This window comes from Duganella sp. GW821-FHT01E12 (assembly GCF_059422325.1).
Window position 1 is genome coordinate 387,275 of the sequence record NZ_JBWKWR010000001.1, and the last position, 18,667, is coordinate 405,941.

At 67.6% G+C, this 18,667-nt stretch carries 16 protein-coding genes; 13 read left to right on the top strand and 3 right to left on the bottom strand.

Features of this window, described 5'->3' with window-relative positions:
- The first annotated feature begins 2 nt into the window (after positions 1–2).
- The 10 genes from hemN (at position 3) to AC07WS_RS01565 (ending at position 10,038) form a co-directional block, all read left to right on the top strand.
- Complete coding sequence (hemN, locus tag AC07WS_RS01520; RefSeq protein ID WP_494727392.1) at positions 3–1,436, top strand: oxygen-independent coproporphyrinogen III oxidase; 1,434 nt, start codon at positions 3–5, stop codon at positions 1,434–1,436.
- Positions 1,437–1,443: 7 nt separating this feature from the next.
- Positions 1,444–2,205, top strand: a complete 762-nt coding sequence (locus AC07WS_RS01525) for a sulfite exporter TauE/SafE family protein (protein ID WP_494727393.1) — start codon at positions 1,444–1,446, stop codon at positions 2,203–2,205.
- Entirely contained in the window at positions 2,184–4,679 is a 2,496-nt protein-coding gene (locus tag AC07WS_RS01530; protein ID WP_494727394.1) for a heavy metal translocating P-type ATPase, read from the top strand. The genes AC07WS_RS01525 and AC07WS_RS01530 overlap by 22 nt, the downstream gene beginning before the upstream one ends.
- Positions 4,679–4,834 carry a cbb3-type cytochrome oxidase assembly protein CcoS gene (gene ccoS / locus AC07WS_RS01535; protein ID WP_494728031.1) on the top strand — a complete coding sequence of 52 codons (156 nt, stop codon included), beginning with the start codon at positions 4,679–4,681 and terminating at the stop codon, positions 4,832–4,834. Before AC07WS_RS01530 ends, ccoS begins: the two co-directional genes overlap by 1 nt.
- A gap of 97 nt (positions 4,835–4,931) precedes the next feature.
- Positions 4,932–6,359, top strand: coding sequence for a cytochrome-c oxidase, cbb3-type subunit I (gene ccoN / locus AC07WS_RS01540; RefSeq protein ID WP_494727395.1), 1,428 nt, complete (start codon positions 4,932–4,934; stop codon positions 6,357–6,359).
- Between the two features lie 14 nt (positions 6,360–6,373).
- Positions 6,374–6,988, top strand: a complete 615-nt coding sequence (gene ccoO / locus AC07WS_RS01545) for a cytochrome-c oxidase, cbb3-type subunit II (RefSeq protein ID WP_444846960.1) — start codon at positions 6,374–6,376, stop codon at positions 6,986–6,988.
- A gap of 1 nt (position 6,989) precedes the next feature.
- Positions 6,990–7,160, top strand: coding sequence for a cbb3-type cytochrome oxidase subunit 3 (locus tag AC07WS_RS01550; RefSeq protein ID WP_494727396.1), 171 nt, complete (start codon positions 6,990–6,992; stop codon positions 7,158–7,160).
- Positions 7,153–8,106: a cytochrome-c oxidase, cbb3-type subunit III gene (gene ccoP, locus AC07WS_RS01555; RefSeq protein WP_494727397.1), complete on the top strand. Its 954-nt coding sequence runs from the start codon at positions 7,153–7,155 to the stop codon at positions 8,104–8,106. The genes AC07WS_RS01550 and ccoP overlap by 8 nt, the downstream gene beginning before the upstream one ends.
- Entirely contained in the window at positions 8,103–9,488 is a 1,386-nt protein-coding gene (gene ccoG, locus AC07WS_RS01560; RefSeq protein ID WP_494727398.1) for a cytochrome c oxidase accessory protein CcoG, read from the top strand. Before ccoP ends, ccoG begins: the two co-directional genes overlap by 4 nt.
- 10 nt (positions 9,489–9,498) lie before the next feature.
- Positions 9,499–10,038, top strand: coding sequence for a FixH family protein (locus AC07WS_RS01565; protein WP_494727399.1), 540 nt, complete (start codon positions 9,499–9,501; stop codon positions 10,036–10,038).
- Positions 10,039–10,041: 3 nt separating this feature from the next.
- Here AC07WS_RS01565 and fnr read toward each other — a convergent pair whose 3' ends face one another.
- From fnr to AC07WS_RS01580, 3 genes are read right to left on the bottom strand one after another with little or no spacing between them, the layout of a single operon-like run.
- Positions 10,042–10,800 carry a fumarate/nitrate reduction transcriptional regulator Fnr gene (fnr, locus tag AC07WS_RS01570; protein WP_494727400.1) on the bottom strand — a complete coding sequence of 253 codons (759 nt, stop codon included), beginning with the start codon at positions 10,798–10,800 and terminating at the stop codon, positions 10,042–10,044.
- A gap of 46 nt (positions 10,801–10,846) precedes the next feature.
- Positions 10,847–11,365: an RNA polymerase sigma factor gene (locus tag AC07WS_RS01575; protein WP_494727401.1), complete on the bottom strand. Its 519-nt coding sequence runs from the start codon at positions 11,363–11,365 to the stop codon at positions 10,847–10,849.
- The gene (locus tag AC07WS_RS01580; protein WP_494727402.1) at positions 11,365–11,586 is read right to left on the bottom strand and encodes a YgaP family membrane protein; all 222 of its coding nucleotides are present in this window, start codon (positions 11,584–11,586) and stop codon (positions 11,365–11,367) included. The genes AC07WS_RS01575 and AC07WS_RS01580 overlap by 1 nt, the downstream gene beginning before the upstream one ends.
- Before the next feature lie 190 nt (positions 11,587–11,776).
- On the opposite strand from AC07WS_RS01580, the gene AC07WS_RS01585 reads away from it, so the two are divergent.
- The 3 genes from AC07WS_RS01585 (at position 11,777) to AC07WS_RS01595 (ending at position 18,622) form a co-directional block, all read left to right on the top strand.
- Positions 11,777–12,526, top strand: coding sequence for an alpha/beta fold hydrolase (locus AC07WS_RS01585; protein WP_494727403.1), 750 nt, complete (start codon positions 11,777–11,779; stop codon positions 12,524–12,526).
- Positions 12,527–12,614: 88 nt separating this feature from the next.
- Positions 12,615–16,091, top strand: a complete 3,477-nt coding sequence (locus AC07WS_RS01590) for a response regulator (protein ID WP_494727404.1) — start codon at positions 12,615–12,617, stop codon at positions 16,089–16,091.
- Positions 16,092–16,246: 155 nt separating this feature from the next.
- On the top strand, positions 16,247–18,622 hold the full coding sequence (locus AC07WS_RS01595; RefSeq protein WP_494727405.1) for a catecholate siderophore receptor Fiu: 2,376 nt from the start codon (positions 16,247–16,249) through the stop codon (positions 18,620–18,622).
- Positions 18,623–18,667 lie beyond the last annotated feature (45 nt).

An 18,667-nucleotide genomic window follows, 5' to 3' on the forward strand; every position in this document is an offset into this window, starting at 1 on the left:
ACATGAACACCACCGTAAGCCACACCGGCGGCGCCTTTCCCGCCGTCGAATTCGACGCCGCCATCATCGGCAAGCTGAGCCAGTCGGGCCCGCGCTACACCTCCTACCCGACCGCCGACCGCTTCCAGCCGGAATTCGGCTACGGCCAGTTCCTGGAGGCCGTAGCCGGCCTGCGCATGCGCCGCAGCCAGCGGCCCTTGTCGCTGTACATCCACATCCCGTTCTGCGACACCATCTGCTACTACTGCGGCTGCAACAAGATCGTCACCAAGGACCACAGCAAGGCCGCCACCTATCTCGGCTACCTCAAGCAGGAGATCGACATGCAGGGCCGCCTGTTCGCCGGCATGGGCCAGATCGAGCAGCTGCACTTCGGCGGCGGCACGCCGACCTACCTGAGCGACCGCCAGATGGGCGACCTGATGACCCACCTGCACGAGAACTTCCAGTTCGCGCCGGACGCCCAGGGCGAGTACTCGATCGAGATCGATCCGCGCACCGTCAGCGTGGAGCGCGTGCATTCGCTGCGGGCGCAGGGCTTCAACCGCATCAGCCTGGGCGTGCAGGACTTCGACCCCGAGGTGCAGAAGGCCGTCAACCGCATCCAGCCGGAGGCGGAGACGCGCGCCGTGATGGACGCGGCGCGCGCGGCCGGCTTCCGCTCCATCAGCATCGACCTGATCTACGGCCTGCCCAAGCAGAGCATGGCCAGCATGGAACAGACGCTCGACAAGGTGATCGCCGCCAACCCCGACCGCATCGCGCTGTACAACTACGCCCACCTGCCGCACCTGTTCAAGCCGCAGCGCCGCATCGCCGAGGCCGACCTGCCGACGCCGGCCGTCAAGCTGGACCTGCTGGCGCTGTGCATCGGCCGCCTGTGCGCGGCCGGCTACGTCTACATCGGCATGGACCACTTCGCCAAGCCGGACGACGAGCTGGCCGTGGCCCAGCGCCAGGGCCGGCTGCAGCGCAACTTCCAGGGCTACTCCACGCGCGCCGAGGCCGAGCTGATCTCGTGCGGCGTGTCGGCCATCAGCGCGGTGGGCGCCACCTACAGCCAGAACGAGAAGACGCTGGAGGCCTACTACGAAAAGCTCGACGACGGCAAGCTGCCGGTCACGCGCGGCATCAAGCTCGACACCGACGACCTGCTGCGCCGCATCGTCATCCAAAAGCTGATGTGCAATTTCGAGTTGTCGATCTCGTCGATCGAGCAAGCCTACCCTATCCGCTTCCAGCAATACTTCGCGGCCGAGCTGGACAAGCTGCGCGCCTTCGAGGACGACGGCCTGGTGCAGCTCGACGAGCAGTGGATCACGGTGACGCCCAAGGGCCGCCTGCTGATCCGCAACATCTGCATGGTGTTCGACCGCTACCTGAGCCTGCCGCGCAGCGAAGGCCCGCAACCGCTGCGCTACTCGAAGACGATCTGACCCCGCCATGAACGCACTCCAGCTCTTGCCGGTGATGGTGGTGGGCCTCGCGGGCAGCGTCCACTGCGTCGGCATGTGCGGCGGCATCGTCGGCGCGCTGTCGGTCGGCACGGCGCCGCCGCCGCGCACGGTGATCCCCATCGTCGCGGTCCACCAGACCAGCGCGCTGACGCGGGTGCTGTCCTACAACGCCGGCCGCATCGCCAGCTACATGACGGCCGGCGCGCTGGCCGGCGGCCTGGCCGGCGGCGCCCACAGCATCGCCTCGCTGGCCGGGCTGCAGCTGGGCTTTTACTGGCTGGCCAACCTGATGCTGGTGGCGCTGGGCCTGTACCTGATGGACGCCTGGCGCGGCCTGGCCGTGCTGGAGCGGGGCGGCCGCGTGCTGTGGCAGCGCGCCCAGCCGGCGATCGCGCCGATGATGAAATCGCTGATGCCGGCCACCCGCCCGCACCAGGCCTTCGCGCTGGGCGCGCTGTGGGGCTGGCTGCCGTGCGGCATGGTCTACAGCGTGCTGCTGACCGCCATGCTGAGCGGTTCGGCCGGCGACGGCGCCGCCGTCATGCTGGCCTTCGGCCTGGGCACGCTGCCCATGCTGACCGGCCTCGGCCTGGCCGGCGCCCGCCTGCAACGCGCCCTGCAACAGCGCCGCGTGCGCATCGCCTGCGGCCTGCTGGTGCTGGCCTTCGGCGTGCTCGGCCTGGCCCGCGCGGCCGGCGGCATCGCGCCCGACTGGATGGACACCCTATGCCTGACACCACATCCATGAGCGCCGCCATGGGCAACGCCGCGCCGCCGGCCGCCAGCGCCGGCCTCTGCTACCACTGCGGCCTGCCGCTGCCGGCCGCCGCCAACCCCGCGTGGACGGTGCGCATCGCCGGCGCCGACCATCCCATGTGCTGCCCCGGCTGCGCGGCGGTGGCGCAGACCATCGTCGACCTCGGCCAGGAATCCTACTACCGCGAGCGCTCGGCCTTCGCCGCCAGCGCCGAGGGCGCGCAGATGCTGCCGCCCGAGCTGCGCCTGTACGACAACGCCGACCCGCGCTTCGCGCTCGACGAGGACAGCCGCGAAACCACGCTGACCGTCGAGGGCATCCGCTGCGCCGCCTGCGTGTGGCTGATCGAGCAGCGCCTGGCCAAGCTGCCGGGCGTGGAAAGCGCCCAGCTCAATGTCGCCAGCGAGCGCCTGTACGTGCGCTGGCGCAGCGACGCCTGCCAGCCCGGCGACATCCTGGCCGCGCTGCACAAGATCGGCTACGCCGCCTATCCCTACGACGTGCAGCGCCACAGCGAACAGCAGCGCAAGGCCGCCAGGACGCTGGGCCGCCAGCTGTTCGTGGCCGGCCTGTCCATGATGCAGGTGATGATGTACGTGGCGCCGGCCTACCTGGCCGACGCCGGCACGCTGGACGACAGCATGGCCACGCTGATGCGCTGGGCCAGCCTGGTGCTGACCGTGCCGGCCATCTGCTACTCGGCGCTGCCGTTCTGGCGCGGCGCCTGGGCCAGCCTGCGGGCGCGCGCGCTGGGCATGGACGTGCCGGTGGCGCTGGGCATCGCCGCCGCGTTCGGCGCCAGCGTGGTGGCCACCGTGCGCGGCCAGGGCGAGGTGTATTTCGATTCGGTGACGATGTTCATCTTCCTGCTGCTGTGCAGCCGCCACCTGGAACTGCGCGCGCGCCGCAAGGCCGGCGCCGCGCTCGAGCGCCTGCAGCACGCGCTGCCGGCCTCGGCCACGCTGCTGGAGCACTACCCGGACAGCCACGCGGCCAGCCTGGTCAAGGCCGCCGCGCTGGCGGTGGACGACGTCATCATGATCAAGCCGGGCGAGGCGGTGGCGGCCGACTGCGTCATCGTCGACGGCCGCACCGTGCTCGACCTGTCGCTGCTGAGCGGCGAGAGCGCGCCGGTGGCCAAGGACGTGGGCGACGCGCTGCCGGGCGGCGCCATCAACGCCGGCGCCGTGATCCTGGCGCGCGTGACGCGCATCGCCCAGGACAGCACCATGTCGCGCCTGGTGCAGCTGATCGACCGCGCCGGCCGCGACAAGCCGCGCATCGCCCAGTGGGCCGACGACGTGGCCGGCTGGTTCGTGCTGGCGCTGCTGCTGTTCGCGCTGGCCACCTTCGCCTTCTGGTTCTGGCTGGACGGCGACAGCGCCCGCCGCGCCTGGCCGATCGCCATCGCCGTGCTGGTGGTGTCGTGCCCGTGCGCGCTGTCGCTGGCCACGCCGACCGCGCTGGCCGCCGCCACCGACTCCCTGCTGCGCCAGGGCGTGCTGGTGACCGGCCCGCAGACCCTGGAAACGCTGCACCGCGCCACCCATGTGGTGTTCGACAAGACCGGCACGCTGACCTACGGCCGTCCGGTGCTGCAGCAGGTGCGCCAGCTGGGCTTGATGCAAACCGACTTCTGCCTGCAGGTGGCGGCCGCGCTGGACGCCGGCAGCGCCCATCCGCTGGCGCGCGCCCTGGTCAACGCGGCGGCCGAGGCGCAGGGCGGCGCGCGCGCCGACTGGCAGCCGGTGGCGACCAAGGAAATTCCCGGACGCGGCATCGAAGGCGTGCTGCACAACCGCCTGTACCGGCTGGGCAGCGCCGGCTTCGTGGCCGAACTGAGCGGCGCGGCGCCGCCGCACGATCCTGGCGCCGGCGTCACGCCGGTCTACCTGGGCGTGGAAGGCCAGTGGCTGGCCTGCTTCCAGCTGCACGACGGCCTGCGGCCCGAGGCCCAGGCCACGGTCGACTACTTCCGCCAGGCCGGCAAGACGGTGGTGCTGCTCAGCGGCGACCACGACGTGCTGGCGCGCCAGGTCGGCGACCAGCTCGGCATCCGCACCACCATCGGCGGCTACCTGCCCGACGAGAAGCTGGCCTTCGTCAAGCGCCTGCAGGAAAAGGGCGCGGTGGTGGCGATGGTGGGCGACGGCATCAACGACGCCGCCGTGCTCAGCGCGGCCGACGTCTCCTTCGCCATGGGCGCCGGCGCCGCGCTGGCCCAGGCCCACGCGGACGCGGTGCTGCTGTGCGGCCGCCTCGACGCCGTGGCCGGCTGCGCCCGCGTGGCGGCCGACACCATGCGCGTGATCCGCCAGAACCTGGGCTGGGCCAGCGTCTACAACGCGGTGGCCATCCCGGCGGCGGCGATGGGCTGGCTCAACCCCTGGTTGTCCGGGGTGGGCATGGCGCTCAGCTCGGCCGTGGTGGTGGCCAACGCGCTGCGGCTCAGAAGGGGTGCATGATGGAAGCCTTGTACCTGCTCATCCCGCTCAGCGTGATCCTGGTGTTCGCCGCGCTGTGGATCTTCTTCAGCGCCTCCGACGGCGGCCAGTTCGACGACCTGGTCGGCCCGGCGCTGCGCGTGCTGCAGGACGACGACAAGCCGCCGGTCGAATGACTTGATCCTGAAAATTTTGATTCACATCAAGGTTTTTTAAGTCCCACATAAGTAACCTTTGATCCACATCATCAAAGCGTTCTTGGGAGAACTTCAAGTGGACCTTGCACAGAACTACAACTACAAGATTGTGAAGCAATTCGCGATCGCCACCGTGGTCTGGGGTATCGTCGGCATGCTGGTAGGCGTCATTATCGCCGCCCAGCTGGCATGGCCGGCGCTGAACCTGGACATTCCATGGTTGACCTACGGCCGCCTGCGGCCCTTACACACCAATGCCGTCATCTTCGCGTTCGGCATCTGCGGACTTTTCGCCACCTCCTACTACGTCGTGCAGCGCACCTGCCAGGTGCGGCTGTTCTCGGACAAACTGGCCGCCTTCACCTTCTGGGGTTGGCAAGCGGTCATCCTCAGCGCCGTCGTCACCCTGCCGCTGGGCCTGACCCGCGGCAAGGAATACGCCGAGCTGGAATGGCCGATCACCTTGCTGATCGCCGTGGTGTGGGTGTCCTACGCCATCGTGTTCTTCGGCACGCTGATCAAGCGTAAGGTCAAGCACATCTACGTCGCCAACTGGTTCTTCGCCGGCTACATCCTGGCCGTGACGATACTGCACGTGGTCAACGGCGCCAGCATGCCTGCAACCCTGTTCAAGTCCTACTCCGCCTACTCGGGCGTGCAGGACGCCATGATCCAGTGGTGGTACGGCCACAACGCGGTGGGCTTCATCCTGACCGCCGGCTACCTGGGCATGGTCTACTACTTCATTCCGAAGCAGGCCGAGCGTCCGGTGTACTCCTACCGCCTGTCGATCGTGCACTTCTGGGCGCTGATCTTCACCTACATGTGGGCCGGCCCGCACCACCTGCACTACACCGCGCTGCCGGACTGGACGCAATCGATCGGCATGGTGTTCTCGCTGATCCTGCTGGCGCCAAGCTGGGGCGGCATGATCAACGGCATCATGACGCTGTCGGGCGCCTGGCACAAGCTGCGCACCGACCCTATCCTGAAGTTCATGATCGTCTCGCTGTCGTTCTACGGCATGGCCACCTTCGAGGGCCCGATGATGTCGATCAAGACCGTCAACGCGCTGTCGCACTACACCGACTGGGGCATCGCCCACGTCCACGGCGGCGCACTGGGCTGGGTGGGCTTCATCACTATGGGCTCGATCTACTACCTGCTGCCGCGCCTGGCCGGCCAGCAAAAAATGTATAGCACCAAGCTGATCGACCTGCACTTCTGGGTCGCCACCATCGGCATCGTGCTGTACATCGCCGCGATGTGGATCGCCGGCGTGATGCAGGGCCTGATGTGGCGCGCGGTCAACCCGGACGGCACCCTGACCTACACCTTCGTCGAAGGCGTCAAAGCGACCTATCCGTACTACGTGGTGCGCTTCACCGGCGGCCTGCTGTACCTGAGCGGCATGTGCCTGATGGGCTACAACACCTGGATGACCTTGCGTAACCGCGAGACCGCCGTAGCGCGCATTCCCGCGCTCACCGCCGGCCACGCCTGATATCGGAGCAAAGCATGAAATTTTCACATGACTGGATCGAGAGAAACCCCTGGCTGCTGATCGTGCTGGTGACGCTGGTGGTCAGCGTCGGCGGCGCCGTCGAGATCGTGCCGCTGTTCTTCCAGAAGTCCACCACCGAGCCGGTGGCCGGCCTGAAACCGTACTCGCCGCTGCGCCTGGCCGGCCGCGACATCTATGTGCGCGAAGGCTGCTACAACTGCCACTCGCAGATGGTGCGTCCGTTCCGCGCCGAGACCGAGCGCTACGGCCACTACTCGGTCGCCGGCGAGTTCGTCTACGACCGGCCGTTCCAGTGGGGTTCCAAGCGCACCGGGCCCGACCTGGCGCGCGTGGGCGGCCGCTACAGCGACGAATGGCACCGCACCCATCTGAACAATCCGCGCGACGTGGTGCCGGAATCGAATATGCCGAACTACCCGTGGCTGGCGAAGACCGCGCTGGTGCCGGAGGCGATCGTGCCGCACATGAAGGCGCTCCAGCGCCTGGGCGATCCGTACACCGACGCCGAGATCGCCGCCGCGCCGGCCGAGCTCAAGGACAAGACCGAAGAAGACGCCCTGATCGCCTACCTGCAAGGCCTGGGCACATTAATCAAGACGAGGAACTAGCATGGCTATCGATAACCTGTTTGACCGCGCCAGCAGCGTGATGACGGTGATTTCCTTCATCACCTTTGCCGGCATCCTGTGGTGGGCCTTCATCCACAACAAGGAAGCCGATTTCGCCACGGCGGCGCAGCTGCCGTTCGACGACGACGACAAGGAGAGTAGCCATGGCTGATTTCACCAACGGCTTCTGGGACCTGTACATCGTGGTGCTGACCCTGCTCGGCATCGCCGGCTGCGGCATCCTGCTGTTCTCGCAATCCCAGATCAAGGGCAAGGCCGGCGAAACCACCGGCCACGTGTGGGACGAGGACTTGAGCGAGCTGAACACGCCGATGCCGCGCTGGTGGATGTGGCTGTTCTACATCACCATCGTGTTCGGCCTGGCCTATCTGTTCCTGTATCCGGGGCTGGGCAGCTATGCCGGCAAGCTGGGCTGGAAATCGTCGGGCCAGTACCAGGCCGAGCTCAAGCAGGCCGAGGCCGACTACGGCCCGCTGTTCGCGCAATACCAGAAGCAGGACCTGAAAGCGGTGGCGGCCGATCCCAAGGCCCACGCCATCGGCGAGCGCCTGTTCCTGACCTACTGCGCGCAATGCCACGGCTCTGACGCGCGCGGCAACAAGGGCTTCCCCAACCTGACCGACAAGGACTGGCTGTTCGGCGGCGCCCCCGAGACCATCAAGGAAACCATCCTGCACGGCCGCACCGGCGTGATGCCGCCGATGGGCGCCGCGCTGGGCTCGGACAAGGAAGTGGAAAACGTCGCGCACTATGTGCTGAGCCTGTCCGGTTCGACCTCGGACCCGATCAAGGCCGCGTTCGGCAAGGACAAGTTCGGCGCCTGCATGGCTTGCCACAGCGCCGGCGGCACCGGCAACCAGGCCATCGGCGCGCCCAACCTGACCGACAAGATCTGGCTGTTCGGCGGCAGCGCCGAGACCATCATGGAAACCATCCGCAAGGGCCGCACCACCACCATGCCGGCCTTCGCGGACTTCCTCGGCGACGCCAAGGTGCATGTGCTGGCTGCCTATGTATGGAGCTTGTCGAACGACGCCAACCGCGTTGAAACCTCACCGGTCGCGGCGGCGACAGAACCCGCCCCGGCAACAAAATGAACGATCCTGCACCACAAGTCATCAAGATGTATGCGAAGCGTGAGGAAATCTACCCGCGCGAAACCACGGGCCGCTACGCCCGGCTGCGCTGGCTGTTTGTCTGGCTGACGCAGCTGGCCTTCTACTGCAGCCCGTGGATGCAGTGGAACGGCCGCCAGGCCCTGCTGTTCGACCTGGTGGCGCGCAAGTTCTACATCTTCGGCCTGGTCTTGTGGCCGCAGGACTTCATCTACCTGGCCGCGCTGCTGATCATCTGCGCCTACCTGCTGTTCCTGGCCACCGCGGTGGCGGGGCGGGTGTGGTGCGGCTTCGCCTGTCCGCAAACGGTGTACACCGAGATCTTCCTGTGGATAGAACGTCAGATCGAAGGCAAGCGCAGCGCGCGCATGGCGCTCGACCGGCAACCGCCGTCGGCCGCCAAGTTTGGCAAGAAAACCGCCAAGCACCTGGCCTGGGGCGCGGTCGCGCTGTGGACCGGCTTCACCTTCGTGGGCTACTTCACGCCGATCAAGCTGCTGGGCAACGAGGTGCTGACCTTGAGCTTCGGCCCGTGGGAATGGTTCTGGGTGCTGTTCTACAGTCTGGCCACCTACGGCAACGCCGGCTGGCTGCGCGAGCAGGTGTGCAAATACATGTGCCCCTATGCCCGCTTCCAGAGCTCGATGTTCGACCGCGACACCCTGATCATCACCTACGACAGCGAACGCGGCGAACCGCGCGCGCCGCTGTCGAAGCGGGAAGAACTCAAGGGCGGCTCGTGCATCGACTGCAGCCTGTGCGTGCAGGTGTGCCCGACCGGCATCGATATCCGCAAGGGCTTGCAGTACGAATGCATAGGCTGCGCCGCCTGCGTCGACGCCTGCAACGGCGTGATGGACAAGATCGACGAGCCGCGCGGCCTGATCCGTTACAGCACCGAACGCGCGCTGCTGATGCATTACACGCCGACCGAAATCCGCAAGCGCACGCTGCGCCCGCGGGTGAAGATCTACGCCGCCATCCTGGGCCTGATCGTGATCGCGGTCAGCACCGCGCTGTGGCTGCGCACGCCGCTCAAGCTGGACGTGATCCGCGACCGCGGCGCCATGGGCCGCGAAGTCGAGGAGGGCATGATAGAAAACGTCTACCGCCTGCAGATCATGAACACCTCGGAACAGGCGCATACTTACCGCATCCGCGTCAGCGGCATAGCCACGCTGACACAGGTGACGCCGGATCTGGTGCGGGTGGAAGGCACAGAGACCAAGGCCTATCCGATCCGCCTGCGCAGCGCGCACGGCGCCGGCAAACCGGGCTCGAACAAGATCGAGATCGAACTGACCGCAGTCGACCAGCCGTCGCTGCATGTGGAAGAACACGCGGTATTCTTCGTGCCGCGCTAAGGGGAAGCTAATGACTATTTCGATGATGACGCCGCCGACGGCGCCGTGGTGGAAGCAGCGCTGGCCGTGGCTGCTGATGCTGGGCCCGGCCGTGGTGGTGGTGGCCGCCAGCTACACCGGCTGGCTGGCCTACTCGCGCCAGGACGCGCTGGTGGTGGGCGATTACTACAAGCAGGGCAAGGCCATCAACCAGGACTTGCGGCGCGACCGCCTGGCCGCGTCGCTGGGCTTGTCGGTGGACGTCAGCTACGATGCCACCCAGGGCGCACTGACGGGCCAGCTGCGCCGCACCGCCAGCGACCAGGGCAAGACCGAACGGCTGTTCGTGCACCTGTCGCACGCGACCTTGCCGGAAAAGGATATTCAACTGGTGGTGCAGCCGGACGAGTTCGGCGCCTTCCAGATCAACCTGCCGATGCTGGAGCGCAGCCGCTGGGTGGTGCTGGTGGAGGGCGAACGGCGCGACTGGCGCCTGGCCGGCACCTGGAGCTGGCCGGCGCAGCGCTCGGTGACCTTGCACGCCGACCTGCCGCAACCGGCGGACGATTAATATTCAACTACAGGTCTGCGTGCCTGCCGTGATGGCCTTGAGCCGTATCGGCTCGAGCAACTCGATTTCGCGGTTGCTCACGCGCAGCAGACCTTCCTTCTTGAACTTGGACAGCAGACGGCTGATGCTTTCGATGGTCAGCCCCAGGTAGTTGCCAATCTCCTCGCGCGACATGCGCAGCTGGAACACATGCGGCGAATAGCCGCGCGCCTCGTAGCGCGACGACAGGTTGACCAGGAAGGCGGCGAACCGCTGGGTCGCCTGCATATTCCCCAACAACAGCATCACGCTTTGCTCGCGGGTGATTTCCTGGCTCATCATGCGGTGGAAATGGCGCAACAGCGTCGGCATGTCGGCCAGCAGCTGCTGCAGGCTGCCGAACGGAATCTCGCACACCTCGCTGTCCTCCAGCGCCACGCCGGTGCAATGGTGCTGGTCGGCGCTGATGGCGTCCATGCCCAGCAGCTCGCCGGCCATCTGGAAGCCGGTGATCTGCTCCACGCCCTCGCGGTTGACCTGGTAGGTCTTGAAATGGCCGAGCCGGATCGCGTACAGGCTCTGGAACGCATCGCCGATGCGGAACAGCGGGGCGCCGCGCGCCACCTTGCGGCGGCGGCCGATGATCTGGTCCAGGCGGTCCATATCGTTGTTGTCCAGCCCCATCGGCAAACACAGCTGGTGCATGCTGCACGTCGCACAACTGGCCTTGAGGGTGTCGAGGGTGGCGCCGGGCAGGACCAGCTCAGGAAGTTCTCGTATCATGGCCTCAGTGTAGACCATTTGTCGTCAATCGGGGCTGATGCCGCAGTTAGCCGATCAGGTATTCGCGCGCCATTTTGCGCGCCCGGTGCAGCCGGCTCTTGACGGCGGCGCCGCTGTCGCCCACCTCGGCGGCGATCTCGGCGATGGACATTTCGGCAAAATCGCGCAGCAACACCACCTGCAGGTAGTCGGCCGGCAGCGATTCCAGCGCGTTGACCAGCTCCAGCCGCAGGCCGGCCGTGTCCTGGCTGGCCAGCCACAGCTCGGCGCGCTCGTCGTCCCACGGATCGTGGCCCAGCGCGGCGCGGCCCAGGCGGTGGCAGGCGCGCCTGACCACCTGGAACAGCCAGCCGGAAAACGCCGCCAGCGCGCGCACCGACGACAGCCGCCGCGACAGCACCAGCAGGGCTTCCTGCACCGCGTCGTCGACGTCGCCGATCAGGCAGTTGCGCTGGGCGTAGCGGCGGATGTCGGGCTGGCACAGCCGCAGCAGCTGCGCCAGCGCGGCCGGATCGCCGCGGTGGGCGGCGTCCAGCACCGGCAAGTGTTGTATTGCCAGCGTCATTATTTCCCTTGCTTCCCGGCCGCCCGGTCCAGGCGGCGGCCGACCAGCGCGCACATCGGGCAGAAGCCGAACAGCCCGGACGCCACGATCCCGGCCGCCGAGGCCGCCAGCGCCAGCCCCCATGCGCCGCCCAGCACGGCGATGCCGGCCCCGGCCGCGATGACGCCGGCCACCACGCGCAGCGCGCGTTCCCAGTTCGGTACGTTTTTCACATAAAACATCATGCACTCCAAATTGTCGCAGAGGAAGTCCCTCGGCAGCTAAGAGGCGCGGCGGCGCCGTTTGGGTTCGCGAAGTATCACAAAATATTTTTAATTTTTATATTGCGCACGATTAAATTGCGAGCTATAGTTCAACACATCAAGTAGCACACTATTTGATAGCCAACTACTCAACCACAAGGACAACACCATGAAACGCACTCTGATCGCTACCGCACTGCTGGCCTCCACCCTGGGCGCCCACGCCGCCGCCCCGGCCGCCGACACCACCGTCGTGCTGGTTCACGGCGCCTTCGCCGATGGTTCCAGCTGGAACCAGGTCATCCCGCTGCTGCAGGCCCAGGGCTTGAAGGTGGTGGCCGTGCAAAATCCGCTCAGCTCGCTGGCCGACGACGTCGCCGCCACCCAGCGCGTGATCGACGCGCAGACCGGCAAGGTGGTGCTGGTGGGCCACTCGTGGGGCGGCACCGTCATCACCCAGGCCGGCACCAGCGACAAGGTGAAGGCGCTGGTCTACGTGGCCGCGTTCGCGCCGTCCGAGGGCGAGGCCACCGCCGCGCTGGGCAAGGATTACGCCGTGCCGCCCGGCATCGCCACGCTGCGGGCCGACGCCGCCGGCTACCTGTGGCTGCCAACCGACTCGGTCGCCAGCAACTTCGCGCCGGACGTGGCGCCGGCCACCGCCGCCCTGATCGCCGCCACCCAGGGCCCGATCAGCGCCAAGGCCTTCGCCGACACCACCACCGTGGCCGCCTGGAAGACCAAGCCCAACTACTACATCGCGGCCGCCGACGACCGCATGATCGCGCCGGCGCTGCAACAAGCCTTCGCCAAAAAGCTCAACGCCACCACCGTCACGCTGAAAACCAGCCACGTGCCGATGCTGTCGCAGCCGGCCAGGGTGGCCGAGGTGATCATCGCCGCCGCCGCCCAGCGTTAATCCTGTTGCCAAGGGCGGGCTTTGATAGGAGAATTTGCTGTCAATTAGACATTTTCTCCTGTCCCCCCACCTCGCCCACAAGGACGCGATGAAGTCACCCGGCATCAAGGCTAAAGTTGCGCTGGCCACCAGCATCACCTCGGTCCTGATGATCGCGCTGGTGACGGTGCTGCAGACCCACCGCATGCAGGAAGACTTCACCAAGGTGTTGTTCACGCAGCAGACCGCGCTGATCAACCGCACGGCGGAAGAGCTGGACGACAAGCTGACGATGCTGCTCGACATCATCGCCATGTCGGCGCGCAACCAGCCGCCGGCGCTGGCCAAATCCGCCGGGCAACTGCGGGCCTACTACCGGGATCGCGCGGTGCTGGCGCTGTTCGACGACTTGCTGGTGCTCAGTCCGCAAGGCACCGTCATCGCCGACCTGCCGGAACAGCCGGGCCGGGTCGGCATCGACGCCGCCGACCGCGCCTACTTCAAGACGGTGATGCGCACCCGCCAGCCGATGATCACCGAACCGCTGATCGGCCGCGGCAACGGCCAGCCCATCGTGCAGATGGTGGCGCCGGTGCTGGACGCCAACGGCGAGGTGGCTTGCCTGCTGGTGGGCGTGTTGCGGCTGTACAAGGACAACCTGCTGGGCCACCTGCGCAACGCCAAGGTCGGCCGCACCGGCTACTACTTCGCGCTGACCCGCGGGCCGACGCCGGTGTACGTGCTGCATCCCGACCTGAAGCGCCTGCTGCAACCGCGCCCGTCCAACGCCAACGCCGCCACCGCGCGCGCGCTGGAACAGGACTACGAGGGCACGGTCGACAGCGTCAACAGCGCCGGCCGGCGCACCCTCAACAGCTACAAGGCGCTCAAGACGGTGAACTGGGTGCTGGCCGCCTCGCTGCCGGCCGAGGAAGCGTTCGAGCCCTTCAACGGCGTGCTGTACCGGCTGATGCTGTGGGGCGGCCTGGCCTCGCTGCTGGCGGCCGCGCTGATCGGCTGGCTGACCTCGCGTCTGCTGGCGCCGCTGATCCGGCTGCGCGACGCCATCGTCGCGCTGCGCGACCAGCCCGGCCGCTACACGCCGCTGCCGGCCCACGCACAGGACGAGGTGGGCCAGCTGACCTCCGCCTTCAACGCCCTGATGCACGAGCGGCTGGCGGCCGACGCCCGCCTGCAAAGCCTGCTGGAATTCGCGCCCAACGCCATCGTGGTGGTGGGCGTCGACGGCCGCATCGAAACCTTCAACCGCGAAAGCGAACGCTGCTTCGGCTACCAGCGCGACGCCGTGCTGGGCCAGCCGCTGGAAATCCTGGTGCCGGAGCGCCAGCGCGGCCCGCACGCGGCCCACCGCGTGCGCTTCTTTGCCGACCGCCTCAGCGCCGAGCCGGTGCGCATGGGGCGCGGCACGGTGCTGTTCGGCCTGCGCCGCGACGGCAGCGAGTTCCCGATCGAAATCAACCTGAGCGCGGTGCGCACCGACCAGGGCACCAAGGTGCTGGCGGTGATCTCCGACATCACCGAACGCCACCGGCTGCAGCTGGAAGTGGAGGCGCGCGCCGCCGAGCTGGAGCGCGAGCGCGACCGCGCCGAGGCCGCCAACCGCGCCAAGAGCGAGTTCGTGGCCAATATGAGCCACGAGATCCGCACGCCGATGAACGCGGTGCTGGGCATGGTCTACCTGCTCGGCAACACCAAGCTGACGCCGCAGCAACGCAAATACCTGAGCATGGTGCGGGTGTCGGGCCAGTCGCTGCTGGGCATCCTCAACGACGTGCTGGACTTTTCCAAGATCGAGGCGCGCCACATGGAGCTGTCGCCGGTGGAGTTCACGCTGGACGACACCATGAACTCGCTGGCCACGCTGATGACCATGAACGCCGGCGACAAGGAGCTGGAGCTGGCCATCAGCGTCGACCCGGCCGTGCCGCGCCACCTGCGCGGCGACGCCATGCGCCTGCAGCAGATCCTGGTCAACCTGGCCGGCAACGCCATCAAGTTCACCGAGCAGGGCGAGGTGGTGGTGAGCATCGAACTGAGCGCGCGCGACGCCGGCCACGCGCTGCTGCGCTTCGAGGTGCGCGACACCGGCATGGGCATGACCGAGGCCCAGCAGACGCAGCTGTTCCAGGCCTTCTCGCAGGGCGACCAGAGCATCACCCGGCGCTTCGGCGGCACCGGCCTGGGGCTGGCCATCACCAAGCGGCTGATCGAGCTGATGGGCGGGCAGATCGCCGTCCAGAGCGGGCAGGGCAAGGGCACCCGCTTCTGGTTCAGCCTGCCGTTCGAGGTGCTGCCCGAGCTGCCGGACGAGCGCCGCAAGCCGGCGCTGGGCCAGCTGCGCCTGCTGGTGGCGGACGACAACCGCACCAGCCGCGAGGTGATCGCCAAGCTGATCCGCGCCTGGGGCTGGCAGGCCGACGAGGTCGATTCCGGCGCGGCCGCGCTGCAGCGCTACCGCCAGAGCCAGCAGGCGCACCAGGTGTACGACGTGGTGCTGGCCGACTGGCACATGCCCGGCATGGACGGGCTGGCCACGGCCAAGGGCATCCGCGAGGCGGCGGCCGGCGCCAGGCAGCCCATCGTGGTGATGGTCAACGCCTTCGCCCGCGACCACGCGGAGGAAATCTCCAACGCGCCCGAGGCCGACGTGGTGCTGGTCAAGCCCATCACCAGCTCCAACCTGTTCGACGCGCTGCACCAGGCGCTGGTGACCAAGAGCGACGGCCAGCCGCAGCCGGTGGCCGATCCCGGCATCGCCGGCAGCCTGGCCGGCTACCACTTCCTGCTGGTGGAGGACAATGCGCTCAACCAGATGGTGGCGCGCGGCATCCTCGAACACGCCGGCGCCACGCTGGACGTGGTCGACGACGGCCGCCAGGCGGTCGACCTGCTGCGCACCAGCGCCAGCCGCTACCACCTGGTGCTGATGGACATGCAGATGCCGGTGATGGACGGCTTCACCGCCACCCGCGTGCTGCGCCAGCAGCTGGGCCTGACCCTGCCCATCATCGCCATGACGGCCGGCGTGCTCGGCTCGGAACGCCTGCGCAGCCAGGAGGCCGGCATCACCGATTTCATTCCCAAGCCGATCGAGGTGGACGAGATGCTGGCGGTGCTGCTGCGCCACGTGCCACCCAGGGTGTCGGCGCAGGACGCCATGCTGGCCGCCATGGCCGCCGCCGCGCCGCAGCCGCCGGCGCCCCCGCCCGACCGCCTCCCCGCCTTCAACATGGACAGCCTGATGCGGGTGATGGGCAAGGACGCCAAGGGCCGCGCCGTGATGGTCAAGATGGTGCGCGGCGTGGTCGACGCCGGCATGGAGCCGGCCGACCTGGCCGGCCAGGCGCTGCGGGAGGGGCGGCTGCGCGACGCCGCCCGCCAGTTCCACAGCCTGCGCGGCGCGGTCGGCGTGCTGGGCGCCAAGCGCCTGATCCAGGCCACGCTGGACGCCGAAACCGCCATCAACGAGCAGCGCGACGACCAGCTCGACGCGCTGTACCAGGCCGTGCGCGCCGAGCTGGAACAGACGCTGGCGCTGGCCAGCGCCTGGCTGGCCGGCCAATAATCCCCTCCGCCCCGCGTATTTTCATATAGCGGAACGCTATTGATAATAATTCGCATTTACATATATAAGCTTCATTGTTACAATCCTCCGATCATGATCCGGCAGCCAGACGCCGCAACACAGCGCAGCCCGCCGCCTACATTCTCGGAAGAAAGATGCAAATGATTAAGAGTCGCAAACACGCGCAGTCGCGCTTCAACCAACAGATGGGCGCGGCGTTGGCCGTGATGCTGCTGCCGGTGGCCGCCCACGCGGCCGACGCCGGCGCCGACCCGGTCATCGTGGCCGGCAGCAACCAGACGCTGCAGGAAGTCAAGGTCCGTGGCGAAGCCATCAACGACTTCAAGGCCGACAAGGCCTCGTCCGCCAAGTACACCGAGAAGCTGGTCGACACCGCCCAGACGCTGACCGTCATCAAGAAGGAGCTGATCGAGCAGCAGGGCGCCGTCACGCTGACCGAGGCGCTGCGCAACACCCCCGGCGTGGGCGCCTTCTTCCTGGGCGAGAACGGCAGCACCAGCACCGGCGACGCCATCTACATGCGCGGCTTCGACGCCTCCGGCAGCATCTACGTGGACGGCGTGCGCGACGTCGGCTCGATCTCGCGCGACACCTTCAACATCGAACAGATCGACGTGCTCAAGGGCCCGGCCGGCACCGACAACGGCCGCAGCTCGCCGACCGGCTCGGTCAACCTGGTCAGCAAGAAGCCGCTGATGGAGGACGCCTACCAGGGCGCCGTCACGGTAGGCAGCGGCCGGCAAAAGCGCGTCACCGCCGACCTGAACAAGATCATCAACGCCGACACCGGCACCGCCTTCCGCCTCAACCTGCTCGACCAGGACAGCGGCAACCCGGCGCGCGACGTGGTCAAGAACAAGCGCTGGGCCGTCGCGCCGTCGCTCGCCTTCGGCCTGAACGGCCCGACCCGCGTCTACCTGAACTACCTGCACGTGGACCAGGACAACATCCCCGACGGCGGCGTGCCGACCATCGGCCTGCCGGGCTGGACCCCGCCGGCGCCGGTCGTGCTGAAGGCGGCCACGGCCACCTCGCCGGCCGTGCTGGGCCCGAGCTTCGACTTCATGGCCGGCGCCAGGGCTGTCGATCCGAACAACTTCTACGGCTCGGTGCTGGACTTCGACCGCGTCAAGGCCGACATGCTGACCGTGCGCGTCGAACACGACTTCGCCGGCGGCGCCAAGCTGCAAAGCACCACCCGCTACGGCCGCACCAAGCAGGACTACCTGCTGACGTCCTTCATGTCGACCGGCGCCAACCTGCGCAACGTCGTGGCCGGTTCGAATCCGGACAGCTGGATGATGGCGCGCACCAACCTGAACTACAAAGACCAGCTCAACGAGATCGTCACCAACCAGACCACCGTCACCGCCGACTTCGACGGCGGCCTGCTCAAGCACACCGTGGTGGCCGGCCTGGAACTGGTCAACGAGAAGCAGACCAACTACACCAACGTCAACGCGCCGGGCGCGACCGGCCTGCCGCTGGTCAGCATCTACCATCCGGATGCCAGCCAGCCGGTGACGCCGTCCCAGGTCAGCCTGGTGCGCAACGGCGCCGGCGGCAACGGCAGCACCACCACCGAGAGCGTGTACCTGTTCGACACCGCCAAGCTGGGCGACCAGTGGATCTTCAACGCCGGCCTGCGCGTGGACCATTACAACACCAGCTACAACGGCGCGACCGTGCAGGGCGTGGCCACGCCGCAGACCATCCCGGTCGGCACGCTGCTGGCGACCTCGCTGACAGCCTCGGACAACCTGCTCAACGGCAAACTGTCGGCGCTGTACAAGCCGACCGCCGACAGCAGCGTCTACGGCCTGGTGGCGACCTCGAAGGCACCGCCAGGCGGCAACACCTTCACGCTGAGCTCGGCAGCCAACAGCGCCGCCAACCCCAACTACGATCCGCAGGTGACCACCACCTACGAGATGGGCGCCAAGTGGGACCTGCTGAAACAGAAGCTGTCGCTGTCGGCCGCGGCCTACCGCACCGACGTGCGCAACGAGATCGAGGTCGACCCGACCAACAGCGCCATCTTCTACCAGAACGGCAAGAAGCGCGTGCAGGGCGTCGAGCTGGGCGTGACCGGCGAGCTCCTGCGCAACTGGCTGGTCAGCGCCGGCTACACCCGCATGTCGACCCAGGTGGTGTCGGGCAAGGTGGTGACCGCCATGGGCGAGAACCAGCTGAGCTACACGCCCAAGCAGGCGTTCACGCTGTGGACCTCGTACACGCTGCCGATGGGCCTGCAGATCGGCGGCGGCGCCCGCTTCAGCGACCGTCTGCTGCGCGGCACCGACGGCGCGGTCGGCACCCCGGCCTACGCCGACTCGTACTGGGTGGTCGACGCCATGGCCTCGTATCCGCTCAACAAGCATGTCGACCTGCGCCTGAACGTCTACAACCTGGCCGACAAGCAGTACGTGCAGGCGATCAACAAGTCGGGCTACCGCTACACGCCGGGCGCGCCGCGCTCGGCCAGCCTGACCGCCAACTTCAAGTTCTAGGCGCCAGCCATGCTGTGACGCCGGCCCCGCCCTCACCGGCGGGGC